At 57.4% G+C, this 17,438-nt stretch carries 13 protein-coding genes; 8 read left to right on the forward strand and 5 right to left on the reverse strand.

Translation table 11 applies throughout. The annotated features are described in order from the left end of the window. The 3 genes from NZ823_05385 to NZ823_05395 form a co-directional block, all read right to left on the reverse strand. Positions 1–596: hypothetical protein (locus tag NZ823_05385; protein ID MCS6804563.1), on the reverse strand; the 596-nt coding region annotated here is incomplete at its 3' end. 454 nt (positions 597–1,050) lie between these two features. Further along, positions 1,051–3,315 carry a YncE family protein gene (locus NZ823_05390; GenBank protein ID MCS6804564.1) on the reverse strand — a complete coding sequence of 755 codons (2,265 nt, stop codon included), beginning with the start codon at positions 3,313–3,315 and terminating at the stop codon, positions 1,051–1,053. 38 nt (positions 3,316–3,353) lie between these two features. Beyond that, a complete protein-coding gene (locus NZ823_05395) occupies positions 3,354–3,563 on the reverse strand; it encodes a hypothetical protein (GenBank protein ID MCS6804565.1) in 210 nt (69 codons plus the stop codon). Positions 3,564–4,239: 676 nt separating this feature from the next. On the opposite strand from NZ823_05395, the gene NZ823_05400 reads away from it, so the two are divergent. The 3 genes from NZ823_05400 to NZ823_05410 all read left to right on the forward strand — a co-directional run bounded on the left by NZ823_05400 (position 4,240) and on the right by NZ823_05410 (position 8,343). Next, on the forward strand, positions 4,240–7,356 hold the full coding sequence (locus NZ823_05400; protein ID MCS6804566.1) for an AAA family ATPase: 3,117 nt from the start codon (positions 4,240–4,242) through the stop codon (positions 7,354–7,356). Between the two features lie 414 nt (positions 7,357–7,770). After that, positions 7,771–7,968: a hypothetical protein gene (locus NZ823_05405; GenBank protein MCS6804567.1), complete on the forward strand. Its 198-nt coding sequence runs from the start codon at positions 7,771–7,773 to the stop codon at positions 7,966–7,968. Between the two features lie 54 nt (positions 7,969–8,022). Continuing rightward, entirely contained in the window at positions 8,023–8,343 is a 321-nt protein-coding gene (locus NZ823_05410; protein ID MCS6804568.1) for a hypothetical protein, read from the forward strand. A 439-nt stretch (positions 8,344–8,782) separates the two neighbouring features. Here the strand turns inward: NZ823_05410 and NZ823_05415 are convergent, their stop codons facing one another. Together NZ823_05415 and NZ823_05420 are read right to left on the reverse strand one after the other, a co-directional pair. After that, positions 8,783–10,540 carry a M10 family metallopeptidase domain-containing protein gene (locus NZ823_05415; protein ID MCS6804569.1) on the reverse strand — a complete coding sequence of 586 codons (1,758 nt, stop codon included), beginning with the start codon at positions 10,538–10,540 and terminating at the stop codon, positions 8,783–8,785. Between the two features lie 411 nt (positions 10,541–10,951). Then, on the reverse strand, positions 10,952–11,323 hold the full coding sequence (locus NZ823_05420; protein MCS6804570.1) for a phosphomannose isomerase type II C-terminal cupin domain: 372 nt from the start codon (positions 11,321–11,323) through the stop codon (positions 10,952–10,954). Between the two features lie 361 nt (positions 11,324–11,684). Here NZ823_05420 and NZ823_05425 point away from each other — a divergent pair, with 361 nt between their 5' ends. The 5 genes from NZ823_05425 to NZ823_05445 all read left to right on the forward strand — a co-directional run bounded on the left by NZ823_05425 (position 11,685) and on the right by NZ823_05445 (position 17,366). Next, entirely contained in the window at positions 11,685–12,323 is a 639-nt protein-coding gene (locus NZ823_05425; GenBank protein ID MCS6804571.1) for a (2Fe-2S)-binding protein, read from the forward strand. Then, positions 12,316–14,463, forward strand: coding sequence for a xanthine dehydrogenase family protein molybdopterin-binding subunit (locus NZ823_05430; GenBank protein ID MCS6804572.1), 2,148 nt, complete (start codon positions 12,316–12,318; stop codon positions 14,461–14,463). Before NZ823_05425 ends, NZ823_05430 begins: the two co-directional genes overlap by 8 nt. Next, positions 14,450–15,439 carry a xanthine dehydrogenase family protein subunit M gene (locus NZ823_05435; protein MCS6804573.1) on the forward strand — a complete coding sequence of 330 codons (990 nt, stop codon included), beginning with the start codon at positions 14,450–14,452 and terminating at the stop codon, positions 15,437–15,439. Before NZ823_05430 ends, NZ823_05435 begins: the two co-directional genes overlap by 14 nt. A gap of 329 nt (positions 15,440–15,768) precedes the next feature. Continuing rightward, the gene (locus NZ823_05440) at positions 15,769–16,449 is read left to right on the forward strand and encodes a DUF1326 domain-containing protein (GenBank protein MCS6804574.1); all 681 of its coding nucleotides are present in this window, start codon (positions 15,769–15,771) and stop codon (positions 16,447–16,449) included. 260 nt (positions 16,450–16,709) lie between these two features. Continuing rightward, entirely contained in the window at positions 16,710–17,366 is a 657-nt protein-coding gene (locus NZ823_05445; GenBank protein ID MCS6804575.1) for a hypothetical protein, read from the forward strand. The last annotated feature ends 72 nt before the right edge of the window (positions 17,367–17,438 follow it).

Genomic DNA, 17,438 nt, shown 5'->3' on the forward strand with positions numbered 1-17,438 from the left:
AGCACATATAGGAATTCGCTACCCCGTGCGCCCGCCACTACATCCTGATGACCGTCAGCGTCGAAATCCCCTGCGCCCAGCAAGTCCGGCGCTTCACCAAGCTCAAACACCCGCGCCTCCAGCAAAAACGGCGGCGCGTCCAAAAGCTGTGCCCCGCCCTGCGCCATCCCTGATCCATGACCGCGCGGCCAGAGCGATTCCAGATTGCCTCGATGCAACGTAATGAGGCCACCACTTGGCCCCTCGTACCCGCAGATCACATCCGGCACGCCATCTTCATCAAAATCGGCCGAGGCCAACGCCGTCGGGCGCGCCTGATGATGTCCCAGCATTTGTCGCAGCCCAGCCGCGCCCTCATACACGGTCGGCACAACAAGGCTCCCCGTCAAATTGATATGCTCCGTTTTAATGGCTCGTGTCGGCTGTAACTCTTCGCTTCCCCAGCCAGCCAATGCTGCCTGCTGCGTCGCAGCCTGCGTCGGCACAGACAGAAAACCCGCCAGCCACCGCCCACCGGCTCCAAGCCAAAAGATCAATCCCACCAGCCAAACACACGTCATCATGTTTCGCCGATTTTTCAGACTGTCGTGTTTCATCAGAGTCATCTCCTTATCATGTGGTCTTTGGTTAAGGTTGTGATGGTGTTGCTCGTGCAGACCTCGTATGTGACGTACTTCGTCGGGCGGCGCAGCCCGTGGCAGGCTGAGCTAACCAAGCGTGTGCGCGGTCAAGCCGTGCACAGGCCACCTCGGCGCAGCACCACTGCGCCAGGCCTTTTTGCAATGATACGTCCAGAGCGTTCCACATCTGGCTACCTTCTGCGCGGGCCTCTGCCGACGCCCCCAGCTCAGATTCGTCTCGAATCTGGCTCGGACGTCCCGCCGGTGGTCCATTCTCATGCTTCGTGGCCTGCATTAACCACACTGGCGATTCCTCAGAAAAACTCCCGTCACGAGGGCCCGCTTCACATCACCGATTTGGAATGTCAGACCCAAGGCGCAACCCCGCCGGCTGGCCCGTTAGCCGGCGGGATTGAGAGCCTTGAGTTTTTCATGGATTGATCGGCGGCGTCCGCGCGTCAATCGAGAGGATAAAGCGGATCAGTTTGCGTCGCTGTTCCGGATCATCCAGCAGATCAACGCCGGTGCCCGCGCTGCGATGTTCAACGTTATTCAATACCGCTTCGAGCGAATCCACAGCGCCCCCGTGCAAGAAGGTGCGCGGGAAGGCAAACAGCGAGAGTAATGAAGCAGGCGCAAAGCCGTCAGCGCCCAATGGCGGTGCTGCGTTGGCGCGCACTTCATTCTTGAGCGTTGGATCGAACGTGCCAACCCTGCGGAGCACGCCGACAAATTGTCCATTGCTCAGTTGATTAGCAGCCGGCGGCGGCGTGAAGTTTCGTATGGCTGATGTCCACTGTGGGCCGCCGTGGCACTGTTGACAATTATTGGCGCGAAAGATGCGCTCGCCTTCGATGACATCGGGATCGTTTTTGCGTAGCGGCGAGATTGGCGCGCGAATGCCAAACGCGATGAATGTCCGCATCGCATCCCAAGCGCCGACGCCGCGCACTTTCACCTGATTTCGGTTTCTATTAGCTGGCGCAAAGGCGTTGACATTGGGGTCCGGCGTGACGCCATCGGCCAGCACGATTAGTCCCTGGCCACCCGACACGTTTCGGATATTCAGTTCAAAGTCCTCTTCTTCATCAAAGATGGCTGACCAGTTGTAGAGCCGGTCTTGTTCGCGCTGCGGGTCGGTTTGGTCAAAGTCGGTGTGTTGAGGAATCGTGCGGCGGGGGCCGGCAGCGAAAATCCACACGACATTGTCGCTCAGACCAAACGGGTGACATGAAGCGCAACTGCCCCAGCCTTCCGACGACATGCGGCCAACAAGCGGCGTGGTCGTGCCGGGCGCCGGATCGAACTCGCCGACCGACGTGTTATACAGTTCCTTGCCGATGTGAATACGGTCTTCGAGCGTCCCTGGCTGCGGCAGGGCGGCTGAGCGAACTGTGGCGATGGCGGCCTCTGGTGTGCGCGTCAGATCAATGACAGTCACGTCGCGCGAGATGAAATTCATCACGTAAGCCCGCGTGTCAATCGAGTTGATGACGATACCACGTGGGTTCTTGCCGACCCTGATGTCGAGCACCCGGCCGGTGGCTGGATTGTTAACGACGGTGGGCGCGCCCGTAGTGGGATTGACCGAGATTTTAACTGCGATATTGCTGGCGGCGCTGACGACAAATCCTTCGTTCGTCCGATTCTTAAAGGCCATCGCCCACGGCTGTGTAATGAAGAGTTTTTCCAAGCCTGCTGGCTGGCGCGCCACAGCCAGGTGCATGTTGATGGTTTGCAAGGCATCGCGATTGGTGGCGCGGTCAAGAACGTGCAGCAAACTTTGTGTATTGACGTTGAACCGAACCGGACCATTGGGCGAGGCGCCGGTGTTGGGCAGATAAGCGAAGTTGCCTTTGATGGCCACATTGTTCAATTGATTAGGATAGGCGCCGGTGACGAAGGTGAATTGAGGCGGGTTGGCCGGCGCAATCCGATTGATGGCATCGCCGGCAGCGCGGAAGCCAGTGTCGGCAATCGGTTGCAACACCGCTGTGCTGACGATCGAGTCGGTGGTGGTAGACAGCACTGTGACCAGTGCGACTTTGCTGTCATCTTCGCCATCCAGTTTACCCACGGCACGCGGCAACGAGAGAAATTGCGTGACGTAGACGGTTTCATCCAGATCATTGAAGTCACCGTTATTAGTGATCGCCAAACCACGCGGTTCCTGGCCAACATTCTCAATTGTCCTGATGACCTGATTGGTGGCTGTATCAATGACGGAGACCGAGTTGGATCGCGAGTTGGTCACATAGAGCTTTCGCCCATTGGGCGTCAAGGCCAGCCCGTAGGGTTCTGTGCCTACTGGGATATTGGTGATCACGCGGCGGTTCACCACATTGATCACGGAAACCGTGCCGCTGACCGTGTTGGCCGCATAGGCGCGCGTGCCGTTAGGCAATATAGCGACACCATTGGGTTCATCCTGCACAGGGATTTCCGCCAGGCGGGTCAACTCACCGGCACCCGGATTGACATCAAAGAGCGATACGGTGTCATTGTCGGCATTGGCGACGACCAGCAGGCTATCGTCGGCGCTGAGGGCCAATGGTTGCGAAGACGTCGGCCCGGGAAAACGAACAGCTTGCGCCTCAGTGCCGCCTCCCGGCAAATAAACCTTCAGGAGAGCAACGCCGACAGCGAGGCAAGCGGTGAGTTTCAAAAGGTTCATCCATTGTCGTGTCTGTTTCATACATGGTCCTCCCTTGATTGTTTTGGATGGTGAATCAACTATGCTTGATGGGCATCGGTCCACTCCTCTTGCGCCAGTTTCGAGTTTTCCTCCTGCACCATCTCGCAGAAAAAGCCAAGCATCTCCTGTAACGAGTGGAAGTGCATGACGCGACCCGAACTGACGTGCTCCGAGCGTCCTTCCCACTGTCCCTGTTGCAGGTCTGCGTCCGATTGAAATTGGAGAACAAACGCTCGGCGATTGGACATCAGCCGTTCCTCCTCAACTGGGTTGTTTGGCCTTCGTTAGTCATAAGCGTTAATGTTGGTCCACGTAACAATCGGGAGAATACCAACAATGGGGTTTGCAAGTCATAAAAGTCTGGTAGTAATTCGGTAAGATTTCGGTAAGTTGTAAGGATGAAAAAGGAGCCACCGAGGTCACAGAGGCCACCGAGTTCATCTTTGTCCTGTCTCCTCAAAAAAGCGGCACAGGGGTTCCCGCCTGTGGGGTTTTTCATCGTTTCTCTCGCGTCGTGGCTAACGACACGAACAACTCCTCTGTGTGCTCTGTGGCGTCGGTGGCTATGTTCGGGAGAGACGAGGGGTCGAAGCCGGTGCCCCTTCGATTTGCTTTCTGCGTTGCTTCACGGCGTTGGGTCGTTGTGTTACAATGCCGCCTCGCGCTAGTTTGTCCAATTGGCATCCTATGCGGGCTTCAGGGATGCAAAATTGTTAGGGAGGCGCACTCAAGCGAGGGTTCAACATGGTATCCGTTAGGGCGTCAGCAAGGCACACCTTCTGAGTTAACGCGCCCGATGCGCTGATTGGTTGAGTCATCAGAAAGGCAGGCCCCTTGGCCTCTAAACGGTAGAGGTTCACTTCTTCCGATGTGACTGCTGCAGACGTGATTTAACGGTTGATGACCATTGACTCGCATCAAGACATGACACAACAGAAGGACGTCAAATTTGGTTCATTTCGGCTCAGCTTGGCCAATCAATGTCTGTGGCGGAACGATCAAGCGATTTCGTTAACGCCGAAGGCGTTTGCTGTGTTGTGTTATCTGGTCGAGCGGGCCGGACAGTTGGTTAGCAAAGATCAATTGCTCAACGCCGTCTGGCCTCAGACCTACGTGACGGACGCCGTGTTAAAGGTGTGTATTCGCGAGATTCGACAGGCGTTGGATGATGACGCCAGGAACCCTCAGTTTATCGAGACAGCGCATCGGCGCGGGTATCGGTTTATCGGGAAGGTCTTGACTGTAGAGTCGCGCGAGCCAACCAGGGACAAATCTGCGTTTGCCTCTTCATTTCAGCCTCCAACTTCCAAAGCGCACACAACGCCACTGGTCGGTCGAGAGGCAGAACTCAGGCAACTGCGCGAGTGGTTGCAACGCGCTTTGCGCGGCGAGCGACAGGTGATCTTCATCACCGGCGAGCCGGGCATCGGAAAGACTGCATTGATCGAAGCCTTTTTGGAGAGCCTGACGGACCTTCCAGGCGTCGCGGACGATCCTCCGTCAGTGTTGATTGCACGCGGCCAGTGCCTCGACCAATATGGTTCGGGCGAGGCTTACTTGCCCGTGTTAGACGTGCTTGGTCGGCTGTGTCGCGGGCCGGCACGTGAACTGTTAGTGGAATTGCTGCATCGTCATGCACCGACTTGGCTCGTACAGATGCCTTGGTTGATCAAAGAGAGCGAACGCGACGGCGTGGCGCGAGAAACGCTTGGCGCGACCCGCGAGCGGATGTTGCGCGAGCTGACGGAAACGATCGAGCAGCTCACGTTGGAGGCGCCTTTGGTGTTCGTGCTGGAGGATATGCACTGGAGCGATTATTCAACGCTCGATTTCATCACAGCGATGGCTCAACGGCGAGAGTACGCCCGGCTGATGGTGCTGGCCACGTATCGCCCGGTGGAAATCATTTTGAGTGGACATCCGTTGAAAACCGTGAAACAGGAACTTGCGACCCACCGCCGGTGTCAAGAAATCGCGCTTGAATTCCTCACCCAGTCAGCCGTGACCGAATACCTGAAGGCTTGCTTGGGCGATGATGCCGTGGCGCATCAGGTAGCGCCGGTTGTGCATCAGCGGACCGATGGCAATCCGCTCTTCATGATCAGTATGGTGGACTACCTGCTGAGGCACGAGATGCTCGTCCGCGACGAGCATGGCTGGCACTGGAAAATGCCAATGGGCGAGATTGAAACAGCAGTGCCTGACAGCATTCGTCAGATCATCGAAAAGCAAGTTGAGCGTCTTCCTGCCGATCAGCAGCAGGTACTAGAAGCGATGAGCATCGCCGGTATCGGCGTTGAGTTCTCCGCAGCGGCAGTGGCGGCCCTGCTGGAGGCAGATGTTGTTCAGGCTGAAGAGGCATGCGAAAAGCTGTCGCGCCGCCGCCAGTTCATTGAGGCCGTCGGCGTCAGTGAACTTCCTGATGGCACAGTCTGCGCGCGATATGGCTTCATTCATCAGCTTTATCAAAATGTGCTCTATGATCGGATTGCGCCGGCGCGTCGTAGTCGGATGCACCGCCAACTGGGGCTCGCCGGCGAGCGGATATTCGCCAATGATCCATCGGTGATTGCCGGCGAATTAGCCATGCACTTTGAGCGAGGGCGTGAAAAACGGCGGGCAATTCATTACTTGCAACAGGTGGCCGCCAAGGATGTGCAACGCTCGGCCAATCGCGAAGCGATCGCTTACCTGAGCCGGGCGTTAAAACTGGCCGAGCAACTGCCCGAGTCAGACAGGCCGATGGCGCGCCTTGAGCTGTTGGAGCAACGCGGTCGCGTCTACCGTTCAGTGGGCCAGATGAACAAAGCTGTGCAAGACTTCACAACGATGATGAGCTGCGCGCAAGAACTGGGGCGGGTAGACCGTCAGGTGTGGGCCTCGTTGCTGGCGGCCAGCGCCCAGTTCTGGATCAATCGCCAGCGGTGCTTACAAGCCGTTGATGAAGCTGCTGCGTTGAGTGAGCAGATTGAGGATGAGTTGCTGCGGGCGCACATGCGCGGCTATTGTGGGCATTGGAGCCTGAACCTGCGCGGCTGGCGCGACGAAGACGCGCAAGCGTTCATCGCCGGTGTGGCCGCAGCCCGTCAGGCCAACGAGCCTTCGTGGTTGACGCTGCACACGGCGCGTGAGAGCTATTTTGAATGCATGCGCTCGAATTACCTGGCTGCGAGCCGCGCGGCTGAGGCTGGCATGCAACTGGCGTTGCAATCAGGCGAGGCCTTTGATTACATGTTGGCCAAGTTCTTTGGCGCGTGGGGCCTGTTGCACAGCGGCCAGTGGGCTCGGATGAAAGCCTCGTTGCAGCGCGGTATCCAGATGGCCGAGCGTAACGGCCACACGGTGTGGGCGTGGTTATTCCGCGTGGCATTGGCGTGGTTGTATCAAGAGGCTTACGACTTTGAGCAGGCGCGAGCGTTATGTGAACCCGCGGCTCAATACGCCCGCAGCTCGCCGCAAGAGAGCGGACAATTACTCTTCAAAAGTTTGATCGTGTCCGGTCTGACCTATAATGGCCTCGAACAGTGGCAGCAGGCTTCAGCCTGCTTCGACGAAATCACGGCGCATCTGAGCAATGAGCGTTGGGTGATGGATTGGATTTTGAACGCGCCGTTGCACTACGGCCTGGCTGAGTGTCAGTTCCGGCAGGGTGACCTGGATCACGCGCAACATACAGCCGAACAATTGTGCGAACTGGCCTCACTTGTGCCCGAACGAACCTATCTGGCGCTGGGCCATCGCCTCTTGGCTGACGTGGCCATGAGTCGGCGAGACTGGCATCAGGCCGAAGCGCAATTGACTTGCGCGTTGAGTGCGCTGAAAGCCGCATCGGCGCCGCTAGCTCAGTGGCGCGTTTACGCAACGGCCGCACGGTTCTATGAACAACGGCGCTCACGGTCTAAGGCAAAATCCTATTGGGCACGGAGCGCGGCTGTGCTCCATCAGTTGGCCGATTCGCTCGATCAGGCTGATGGGCTGCGGCACACATTCCTCAACCATCCCGCCGTGCAAGCCATTTTCCATAACGCTCAGCCTTCCTGATGAAGTCTTTTGAGAAGCGGCCGGTGAGCAACCACAGCCAGAGCGCCGGTCGGTTGGCATCGTGCATTTTTGTGCGCGCGGCCATGAAAACCGGGGATGACGCCCTTCCAGACGTTGCACGTCGGGCTACCGGCTCAGGCACCGCTTGCGCAGCTCAGCAGAAAGGAGCGTAGCATGAGTAGGCAATACAAATGTGCATAGAAAATCGTTGACTGCCGTTTCGGCCGTTCTGTTGCTCTGCATGTCGCTTGTTCAAACACGACCTTTCTCCAGACTATTGGCCCCTGGCTCCTGACTCACATAGGGCCTTTCTTCGAACGATTGGTATATGCAGAATGGTTTTGTTAAGGCCTTTTCCTATACGCGCTATGATGTGATCCTGTGAACGACGCAGCACGAAAGCATGATAAAGTGATGACACACCAGGAGCCCTGCATCGAACTTGATCCGGTCATCGAGGCTTACAAAAAGGACGTGGATCGCACGCTCATTCGCGAGAATCTCAAACTAACCGTTGAAGAGTGGTTCAAGAATTTGATGAATTTGCAGGCGTTCATCGAGCAATTGCGGTGCGCCGGCCAGGACTTGAAAAAACGTAATCACCAGGTTTGATCAATTGATCGCCTGGCAACGGCCAAGGTTGAATTCATTATCGTCGGTGGCGCAGTGGCCGTAGCGCACGGCTCTGCCCGCTCAACTGAAGCTTTGGATATTGTCTATCGGCGAACGCTGGAGTGCGTCACGAGGCTGGTGCATGCGTTGGCTCCGCACCACCCATATCTACGCGGCGCGCCTCTGGGATTGCCCTTCGTATGGGACGAGAGGACGATTTGGAACGGCCTCAATTTCACGCTGGTCACGTCGCTGGGAGCGATTGATTTGCTTGGCGAAATTACGGCTGGCGGCCGTTATGACGATTTGCCTCCCCATACAGTTGAACTCCACTTGTTTGACTTAAAGGTTTATGTCTTGGCTTGGAACGTTTGATCTACGTGAAGCGCACGGCGGGTCGCCCGAAGGACTTCGAGGTGATTGCTGAGCTGGAAGCAATCTTGAAGGAGTGCCAACGTATGCCCCCGTAATTTCTACAAAAGCCGTCGTGCGCACGCCACCGCTGTCCCGTTTATTCGGGGACTCGCTCATGAGCAGTAGCTCGCCACGAAGCATGAAAATGAATTACAGGCAGGAATGTCTGGGCCACATTCTGGTGGGAATCGCCTCGATGCAACAGCTCGCCACGAAGCATGAAAATGAATCACAGGCAGGCATGCCTGGGCCACATTCTCAAGCAAGGCGCAATTGTTCAATCGCTGCCGAGCTTCAATAATCACCGTTGGACAATTGGTGAGTGAAAACGATAGAGCATGCAATACGCACAGCAAGCTGATTTGTATCGGCGCTCTGTGTGTCGTTCATTCACCATCCGCTAGCGCGCCACCACAGCCCGAATCAGGATATTGACCGGCGTCTGATTGCCGCGTCCATCAACCAACACCAGCGGACCTTGAAAACTCGCTCCATTGTTGACAGAGAAGTAAGCGCGCCGCCGTTGAATGCCGTTGGAATCAGCCGCGAAAGCGACACCGCCGGCGGGCGACGGCGCTTGGAATCCAACATAGAAATCCCCGCTGGTCAGGGTCGGGCCATTGTTGATCTGGTAATCAACGAACGCGCCGGCATTCGTCACACTGGGAATGGTGACCATTTGATCCACAGCCCGCTGCGGGTTATTGGGAGGTCGGCCTGAGCCGGTCGGATCGGTGAAAACAATCAGACGAACTTGCGAACCACTCGGATTAGGCAGACCTGCAAATGCCTCCCAGTAGAGGCGAACGGCTTGCAACCGGGCAGGGTATCGCGTCGGCGTCAACCGATTGACGATCAACGCGCCATTAACGGAGACGGCCTGTTCGCTCGTGCCGTCGTCGGTGGATAACTCTTCGGTGGGATTGAACGTGGTTCTTAGGTGATAACCAAAAAAATCGAGCGCCAACCAATCATTCACAGTGAGCGTTTCTCGTTCACCGGGCGCAATGGTTGGGTCCATCACGCCGATAAATCGGCCGATGAGCGTGTTATCTTTCCAGTGACTCGCTTGATTACCATCGCCGCCTGAGCCATCGGGTCGGCCGGTCGAAAGGGGTATCTCTTCGCCGCCAACAAAGAAGACGTGCTCGCCGCCAGCAGAAAGAATCCGCGCCGCGCCGGTGAATGAAGCCATCGTGACACCTGGCCGAAAACGGAACAGGTCCCACACACTGAGAGCCAACGGAAACCGACGGTCAAGTTCTCGGTAGCCGGTGAGCGAGCTAAATCCTAAGGCGTGTCCGATCTCATGAATGGCAATGGCGTTGAAATCGAAGCGGCCTCGCTCGATACCGTTGTTGGGGTCCAGGTCGAATCTGAAATTGGAGTTGAAGCCAATGGCCGGCGGGTCGCCCAATTGACTCTTCTCTCCGGCAGGATCAGCCACCGGCGGCAACAAGCCAAGCGCACGAAACACCGGCGAAGGCGCCATGACCGAATTGATGGAACCAATGTCAGCAGTCAACGCGCCGCTTGGCAATGCGCCGTAAATCAACGCTTCGTGTGTATCCGGTGTCCGTTGAATCAGCCGCGAACGCACCTCACCATAGTTGCCTGTGCGACCGATCATCTGTGGGTCTGTCGCGCCTAGAACGCCAGAAGGATACGTTTGCCCAAACCAGGTCGGTCCGTAATCCACATCAATGACCACTGTGATCGGTGTCTGCACGCGCTCTTCCCAAGCGGCTGCCGCGCGGATGAACGCTTCTCTGGCTTCGGGAAAACGGTCTAGTTGCGGCGTGCCGCGCAGGACAATCTTCAAGCCATCCTGCTGGTGGTAGAACCGGATTGGGCGAATTGGCATCACTGGGTAATCGGGGTCGCGCGACTTGACCATCGCGGCTTCTTCTGCCGTTGCTTCTCGGCAGACCAATTCTCCGTCCACCATGCGGCGCACATAGAGGCCAGCTTCAGCAATTCTGATCAGCGCCCGATCATACTCTGCCTCAGTTGATGCAACTGGTCCTTTGGGAACCACAGGCGAAAGCGGAACGGCCAGCAACACCAGCGTTATAAGCATGAGGGTGATGCTTGAGCGGCGCAGATTCAGTGGAATGGGCTGACGCTGCTTCGCAGAAGGTCGTTGCTGCTTGATCATCCGAGTCCTCCTTGAGAATGTGGCACAAGCGGGAACGCCTGTGCTCCATTTTCATTCTTCATGGCGTGACATAGCATAAGGGCGATTCCTTGTTGATTAACTGCGCGACCAACGCAAGGCACGCGACAACAGAGACTCTTCAACAAGTGACAGGATGTTGGGGCAAATGCCATGCCATAAGGAGCCGAGCTTTTGCTCGTAACGAACGCTTGAGATCAAACAGCTTAGCCTGTCAGTGATGGCGGATGTTAGGAAGTCAGCGATAAACACATTTCAACGGCGCTGCAACGCGCGTTGCAGACGTGAAAAGAAGAGGCCAGCACTCACCCATCGGCTAAGTGTTGAGTACGCGCCGGTCTGTGATGCGCTGGCATCATCGCGCGCGGCGCATACACAAAGTGGAAACCATTTCTATTGAACGCGCCCGTAATCATCCTGCAGCCGGATAATGTCATCTTCACCGAAGTAGCTACCATATTGCACTTCGATGAAGGTCAACACATCCTGCCCGATGTTCTCAATGCGATGGGCTGTGCCAGCCGGCACGTCAATCGGTTCTCCGGCTTTGCGGATGAAGTCTTGTCCGTCCAACGTGACCTTGGCCGTCCCTCTGATAATGAACCAATGCTCGGAGCGTTTCGCATGCTTTTGGTAGCTGAGGCGTTGGCCCGGTCGCACCTCGATGCGTTTGACTTTATGCGTGTCTGCATCTTCAAGGACCCAGTAAGCGCCCCAGGGCCGCTCGTCGTAAAGATTGACTGCTTCATCGGCGCGCTTTAGCACAATCACTTCGACCGACTCGCCTTCTCGGAACGGGCTATCGGGCAATACGATTTTGCCTCCTGCTTCAACGGTCGCCTGACGCTTGATCGCTTGCATAGTGCCTCCATGATGAATCTGACTCAAACCCACCGAACAAGTCTAGCCGACTTGCCATCGGCTGAAAAGCAAGGCGCGTTGGTTGCTTCGTCCTCATCCTGGCGTGTAAATCGTTGTAAAATCCCAGCCATTGCCTGGCAGCGTCGGTCAGGTGTTTGACCAGCACAGCTTGGCGCGTTAGACTATCGGCTCTGTTTTATGCCAAGCACCACACAGAAAGTTGAGCTACGTGCGCGCGTCGTGAGCGCAGCATGGGAGGTGAAGTATGAAGCATGAGGATCAGCAGTCGCAGCAATCGGGCGCAAGCCTATCGCGTCGTGATTTTTTGAAAGTGTCAGGGCTTTCGTTGTCGGTCCCGCTTGTCATCGGCCATCGCACGATCACCGTCGCCGGAGCTGAGGTTGTGCTGTACGGGCCTGGGAAAGTGCCCGTTTCGCTCACGGTGAACGGCAAGAAATACACAGCCGAGCTTGAGCCACGTGTGACGCTGTTGGAAGCGCTTCGTGACCACTTCGATTTGACCGGCGCCAAGCGCGTGTGCGACCGCGCCAGTTGCGGCGCCTGCACTGTTCTGATAGACGGCAAGCCAGTGTACGCCTGTTCAGTGCTGGCTATTGAAGCGCAAGGTCAGCCAATCACCACGGTTGAAGGATTGATGCAAGGCGAAGCGCTCCATCCGATTCAACAGGCCTTTGTCGAAAATGACGCCCAACAGTGCGGATTCTGCACGCCGGGATTTGTCGTCGCTTGTCAGGCGCTACTGAATCAACATCCTAATCCGACGCCGGAACAAATCCGACAGGGCTTGGGCGGCAACCTGTGCCGTTGTGGCACCTATGTCGGCGTGCAAGCCGCTCTGATGCAGGCTGCAAAAGCGCGCAAAGGAGGGCAAACCAATGGCTGAATACAAATGGCCAGACGCCACTGAACGCACACTCATTGGGAAACGCATTTCGCGCGTAGACGGCCCGGCCAAAGTGTCGGGTCAGGCCAAATACACCTACGACCTGAACCGTCCCGGCATGCTTTATGGCAAAATCCTACACTGCCCGCACGCGCATGCCAAGATCATCAGCATTGATACCAGCGCCGCCGAGAAGATGCCCGGCGTGCGAGCTGTGAAGGTGATTCAAGGGCCGGGTACAGAGATTTTCTGGGCGGGCAGTGAAATCGTCGCTGTCGCTGCTGTGGATGAGCCGACCGCGCGCGACGCCATCCGGGCAATCAAAGTTGAGTATGAGAAACTGCCTCACCTGGTCGAGGACACCAATCCGCAAGCTGCCGGTCAGATGGCCAGACCGACGGCAGAAGAGATCAAAGGCGAGCCGGACAGCGCGTTTCAACAAGCTGACGTCACGATCGAAGGAGAGTACGGCATGCCGATGATCACGCATTGCTGCCTGGAAGCGCACGGGTCGGTGGCCGAGTGGGAGAATGAAAACAACCTGCTGGTTCACATTTCGACGCAGGCTGTGTCGGCGATTGCTGGACAGATGGCCGGACCGCTGCAAATTCCTGCTGGCAACATTCACGTGAAGCAAGAGCATATCGGCGGCGGGTTCGGCAGCAAATTCGCTGCTGATCGCTGGGACATCGTCGCTGCGCAGCTTTCCAAGCTGGCCGGCGGACGACCTGTCAAGATGATGCTGGAGCGCGATGCTGAGCTGATGATCGCTGGGGCGCGCCCTTCATCCTATGCTCGCGTCAAAGTGGGCGCCAAACGTGATGGCACTGTGGTTGCCTGGCAATCGCAATCGTGGGGCAGCGGCGGCATGGGCGGCGGTGGCGCGCCGCCGTTGCCGTACATCTTCGACATTCCCAATCAACGCAAGCAACACACCGCCATCCAGAACAACGTCGGCAGCGCGCGAGCGTGGCGCGCGCCGGGGCATCCGCAAGCCTGTTTGATCACGATGGCGGCGCTCGACGACCTGGCCGCGCGCTTGAACATGAACCCGCTCGATTTCTTTCTCAAGAACATCGAACTGACCGGAGTGCGAGCCAATCTCTATCGTGAGCAATTGCTGCTGGCTGCCGAATTAAGCGGATGGAGAAAGCACTGGCATCCGCGCGGCGACAAATCGCCCGGCCCGATCAAACGTGGCCTGGGTCTTTCAATTCACACCTGGGGTGGACGCGGGCATGCTAGTGATTGTGATCTGACCATCTATCCTGACGGTTCTGTGGATGTCAAGATGGCTACACAAGACCTCGGCACCGGCACGCGCACGGTCATTGCCATCGTGGCGGCAGAGACGCTTGGGCTGCCGCTGGACCGAGTCCGGGTGATGATCGGGGACTCTCGTTTTCCTGTCTCTGGCGGCTCCGGCGGCAGCACGACCGTCGGCGGCGTGGCATCGTCAACGCGACGGGCGGCCCTCGATGCGCTCGATCAACTATTCGCCAAAGTCGCACCGGCGCTGGAGGCAACACCGGACCAACTGGAAGCCGTCGGCGGAACGGTTCGCGTCAAGAACAACCCAAGCCGCCAATTAAGCTGGGCGCAAGCGTGCGCCAAACTGGGCGGCATGCCGCTGACTGTCAGAGGCAAGAATCCCGGTCCGGGTAACCTGACCAATAGCGGCGTAGGGGGGGTGCAAATCGCCGACGTTTCCGTAGATGTGGAAACCGGCGTCGTCAAGATCAACAAGATGGTCGCTGTGCAAGATTGCGGCTTGATCATTGATCTGAAGACGGCTGAGAGCCAATGCTACGGCGCGATGATTATGGGCATCAGCTACGCGCTCTATGAGGAGAAGATCATGGATCGTACCACAGGCCGCATGCTCAATCCGAACCTAGAATTTTACAAGCTGGCCGGCCTTGGCGACATCGGCGAGCTGGTCGTTCACATGATGACCGGACCGGAGCATGATGCACGCGGCGTCATCGGGCTGGGCGAGCCGCCGGTGGTTTCGCCGGGCGCGGCGATTTCCAATGCAGTGGCCAACGCTATAGGAATTCGCGTGCCCTATCTGCCGCTGACGCCTGAGCGTGTCTTGCAAGCGTTGGCCAACAAAGGAGGTGCCCATGCGCGCGTTTGAATATGCCAGCCCAACAACGACACAACAAGCCGTGGCTCTGCTGGCCAGCCGCTGGGGCGAGACCGAAGTGCTGGCCGGCGGCACCGACCTATTGTCACTGATGAAGGATGACGTGGTAAGCCCAAAGCGGCTCGTCAATATCAAACAGATTCGCGAGCTGCAGGGCATCACGTTCAATCCCAAGACCGGTCTGCGGCTGGGCGCGTTAGTGACCATCCAGCAAGTGCTCGACGATGCGCAGGTGCAACGACACTATCCGGCCCTGCATCAAGCCGCACAAGGCATTCATAGCCCACAAATCAGGAGCATGGGCACGGTCGGCGGCGATTTGTGCCAGCGGCCGCGGTGCTGGTATTATCGCGCTGGCTTTGGCTTGCTGGCGCAAGACAGCAGCGGTCAATCGCTCGTGCTGGCTGGCGACAATCGTTACCACGCGATTCTGGGCAATGCCGGGCCGGCCTACTTCGTCAATCCGTCGAGTTTGGCGCCGCCGCTGATTGCACTGGGCGCTCGGCTGCGCATCTTCGGGCCAAAGGGCGCGCGCGAGCTGCCGCTGGAGAAGTTCTTCCTGATCCCACAATCGAACGCGCAACGCGAATATGATTTGCAACCCAATGAGATCGTGACCGACATCCTTGTGCCACCTGCTGGTGGTCCCAGTGCGACGTACGAAGTGCGGCAACGCGAAGCGTTAGACTGGCCGCTGGCCACGGCCTCCGTCGCTCTCCGGTTGAGTGGCAGCAAAATCCAATCGGCTCGCGTTGTCATGGGGCATGTCGCGCCTGTGCCGTGGGTCGCAGTGGAAGCCCAGCGCGCGCTGGCAGGAAAAACCATCAATGAAGAGGTCGCGCAGGCGGCTGCTCGCGCTGCTGTGGCGACAGCCAAGGCCTTAAGCCATAACGGCTATAAAATTCAACTCGCGCAAGTCGCCGTCAAACGGGCTATCATGCAAGCTGCTCGGGGAGGTGTCCGATGATGACGGAAGCCGAACGTTTCAATATCCACCATCCGGCGTTGTGCCATTGCCTGCGCTGGAAAGGACAGTTCGTTCTCGCGGAAAGCGATCCAACGGTTCCTGCTTCTCATGACGGCCTCTTTTGGTGCCTCTACACTCAGACCTGCATCGGCCCAGATGGACAGTTAGCCGAGCCGGCCAATTGTTCATCACCCAGCCGCGCATGCTATGGCACCGGGCGGGCATGAGAGAATGATTGCTGCACATTGCCAGATGAATAAGGCGAGCGAACCGACCGCTTGTTCATCATTCAGCGTTCGTCAGGCATTGTGCTGATTCATGGAGGAAAGATGATGATGTCACGATTCAGTTTCATGCTTGGAATTGGCGTCATGCTGCTGACGCTTTCAACCGTCGCTCAAGCGCAACAGATTCGCGGTGATTATGTCGAGACGCGGAGCGCCGACGTGTATACCGGCGCCTGCGTGGCCAACGGAGAAGTCGGCCTCGTTGGCGATCAAGCCATCCTGGCGTGGCGCGTGCAACAAGGCGAGTGGAAAGGCGTTCGCCTCGATGGATTGAGCGTCGTTGGCGTCGTCAAGGCGAAGGCTACGTTGGGAGACCCGCACAGCAGCCCCTATCCGGCCAAAGCGGTCCTTATTGTGGACGAACGGGCAAGCGCCGAGCAGCGGACAGCGTTGGTCGGACTCGCCCAGGAACTCGCCGGTGATCTGTTGAAGAATGTTGTCCACACCGAAGTGGCGCCCATCCGCCTAGAGATGCGACACGACGACGGACACCACGCTCATGTCAGCCTGCGTGCCGGTCATCTGGCGGCCATCGAAACACGTACCATTGCCCACACTGATCATCTGTGCGGCAATGAGGAAACGTACTACCCGCCGCTGGTCGCTTTGTGTCATGCGATGCCGGCTGTGGCTACACTCGATCAATACACCGGCCCGGCGCTGGGCGTATCCTGGACGTTACAGGGCAAGCGCAGCGCATTCGTCGGCAGCTTCTCGCGCTGACGAGCGGATAGAGAACAGTGGTCGGTAAACAGTGGTCAGTAGGTAATGGTTAGTGGTCAGTGAACAGTGGTCGGTGGAGAGTGAATCATCGAAAAGTGAGCAGTGGACAGCGGAGGGCTGCATGAGGTTGAACGATTGTCCACACTCTCCACAGACCGCTTGCCACTGTTCACTGAACACGAACCACTGACCACCAACCACTTGCCACTGTCCACCAACCACTTCGCACTCTCCACTATTGCGGTAACTGGAGGTATTTTATGCTCAGTCAAATTCTCGCCATCATACTGCTCGCGCTGCCACTGACCACCGTGTGGGCTGGCGGCAAAGTTGAACCGATTGGCTCGTTCACTGACGCGAGCGCATCTGAGTCGCTCCGCAGCGCGCTCAGTGAGCAAGGCTACCGCGTTTTTCTCGGCGACAATCAAGCTCTCTGCGATATTTGGTGGCGGAAAACCATCCCTACACAAGCCAAGGCTGATGTGCCTGGCGCAACCTACACTGAACTCGCCGAGTCAACCTTCGTCGGCGTTATATCACTGCTCAAACCCAGCGCCGATTATCGTGGGCAAACGCTTAAACCCGGCGCCTACACCATGCGTTACGCACTGCTACCGAACGACGGCAATCATCTTGGCGCTGCGCCCACTCGCGATTTCTTATTACTCATTCCAGTCGCTGCCGACCAGGCAGTTGATGCGCCGCTGAAATACGATGATCTTATGGCGCTGAGCAGAAAGGCCAGCGGGACCACTCATCCAGCCTGTTTGAGCTTGGTCTCGGCTGAAGGCCAAAAGACGTTTCCTGCCGTTGTTGAAAGGGGGCACGGGCACGTTGCATTTGTTGCTACTTTGCAGGCAGCATCCAAGGCGCAATTTCCTATCGCGCTGATCGTCAAAGGCGTCGCCGAACAATAGGCATTTGGACGCGCAAAAGCGCAATGCACGCGGGCAAAGGAAGAATGCGGAAAGAGAGCTTTTGGGGGAGCC

This window comes from Blastocatellia bacterium (genome assembly GCA_025054955.1).
Lineage (GTDB): Bacteria > Acidobacteriota > Blastocatellia > HR10 > J050 > JANWZE01.

Coding starts and splice junctions, on each gene's coding strand:
- NZ823_05405 (MCS6804567.1), top strand. CDS start 7,771: ATGACACACCAGGAGCCCTGCATCGAACTTGATCCGGTCATCGAGGCT.
- NZ823_05445 (MCS6804575.1), top strand. CDS start 16,710: ATGCTCAGTCAAATTCTCGCCATCATACTGCTCGCGCTGCCACTGACC.
- NZ823_05415 (MCS6804569.1), bottom strand. CDS start 10,540: ATGATCAAGCAGCAACGACCTTCTGCGAAGCAGCGTCAGCCCATTCCA.
- NZ823_05400 (MCS6804566.1), top strand. CDS start 4,240: ATGACACAACAGAAGGACGTCAAATTTGGTTCATTTCGGCTCAGCTTG.
- NZ823_05435 (MCS6804573.1), top strand. CDS start 14,450: ATGCGCGCGTTTGAATATGCCAGCCCAACAACGACACAACAAGCCGTG.
- NZ823_05425 (MCS6804571.1), top strand. CDS start 11,685: ATGAAGCATGAGGATCAGCAGTCGCAGCAATCGGGCGCAAGCCTATCG.
- NZ823_05440 (MCS6804574.1), top strand. CDS start 15,769: ATGATGATGTCACGATTCAGTTTCATGCTTGGAATTGGCGTCATGCTG.
- NZ823_05390 (MCS6804564.1), bottom strand. CDS start 3,315: ATGAAACAGACACGACAATGGATGAACCTTTTGAAACTCACCGCTTGC.
- NZ823_05430 (MCS6804572.1), top strand. CDS start 12,316: ATGGCTGAATACAAATGGCCAGACGCCACTGAACGCACACTCATTGGG.
- NZ823_05395 (MCS6804565.1), bottom strand. CDS start 3,563: ATGTCCAATCGCCGAGCGTTTGTTCTCCAATTTCAATCGGACGCAGAC.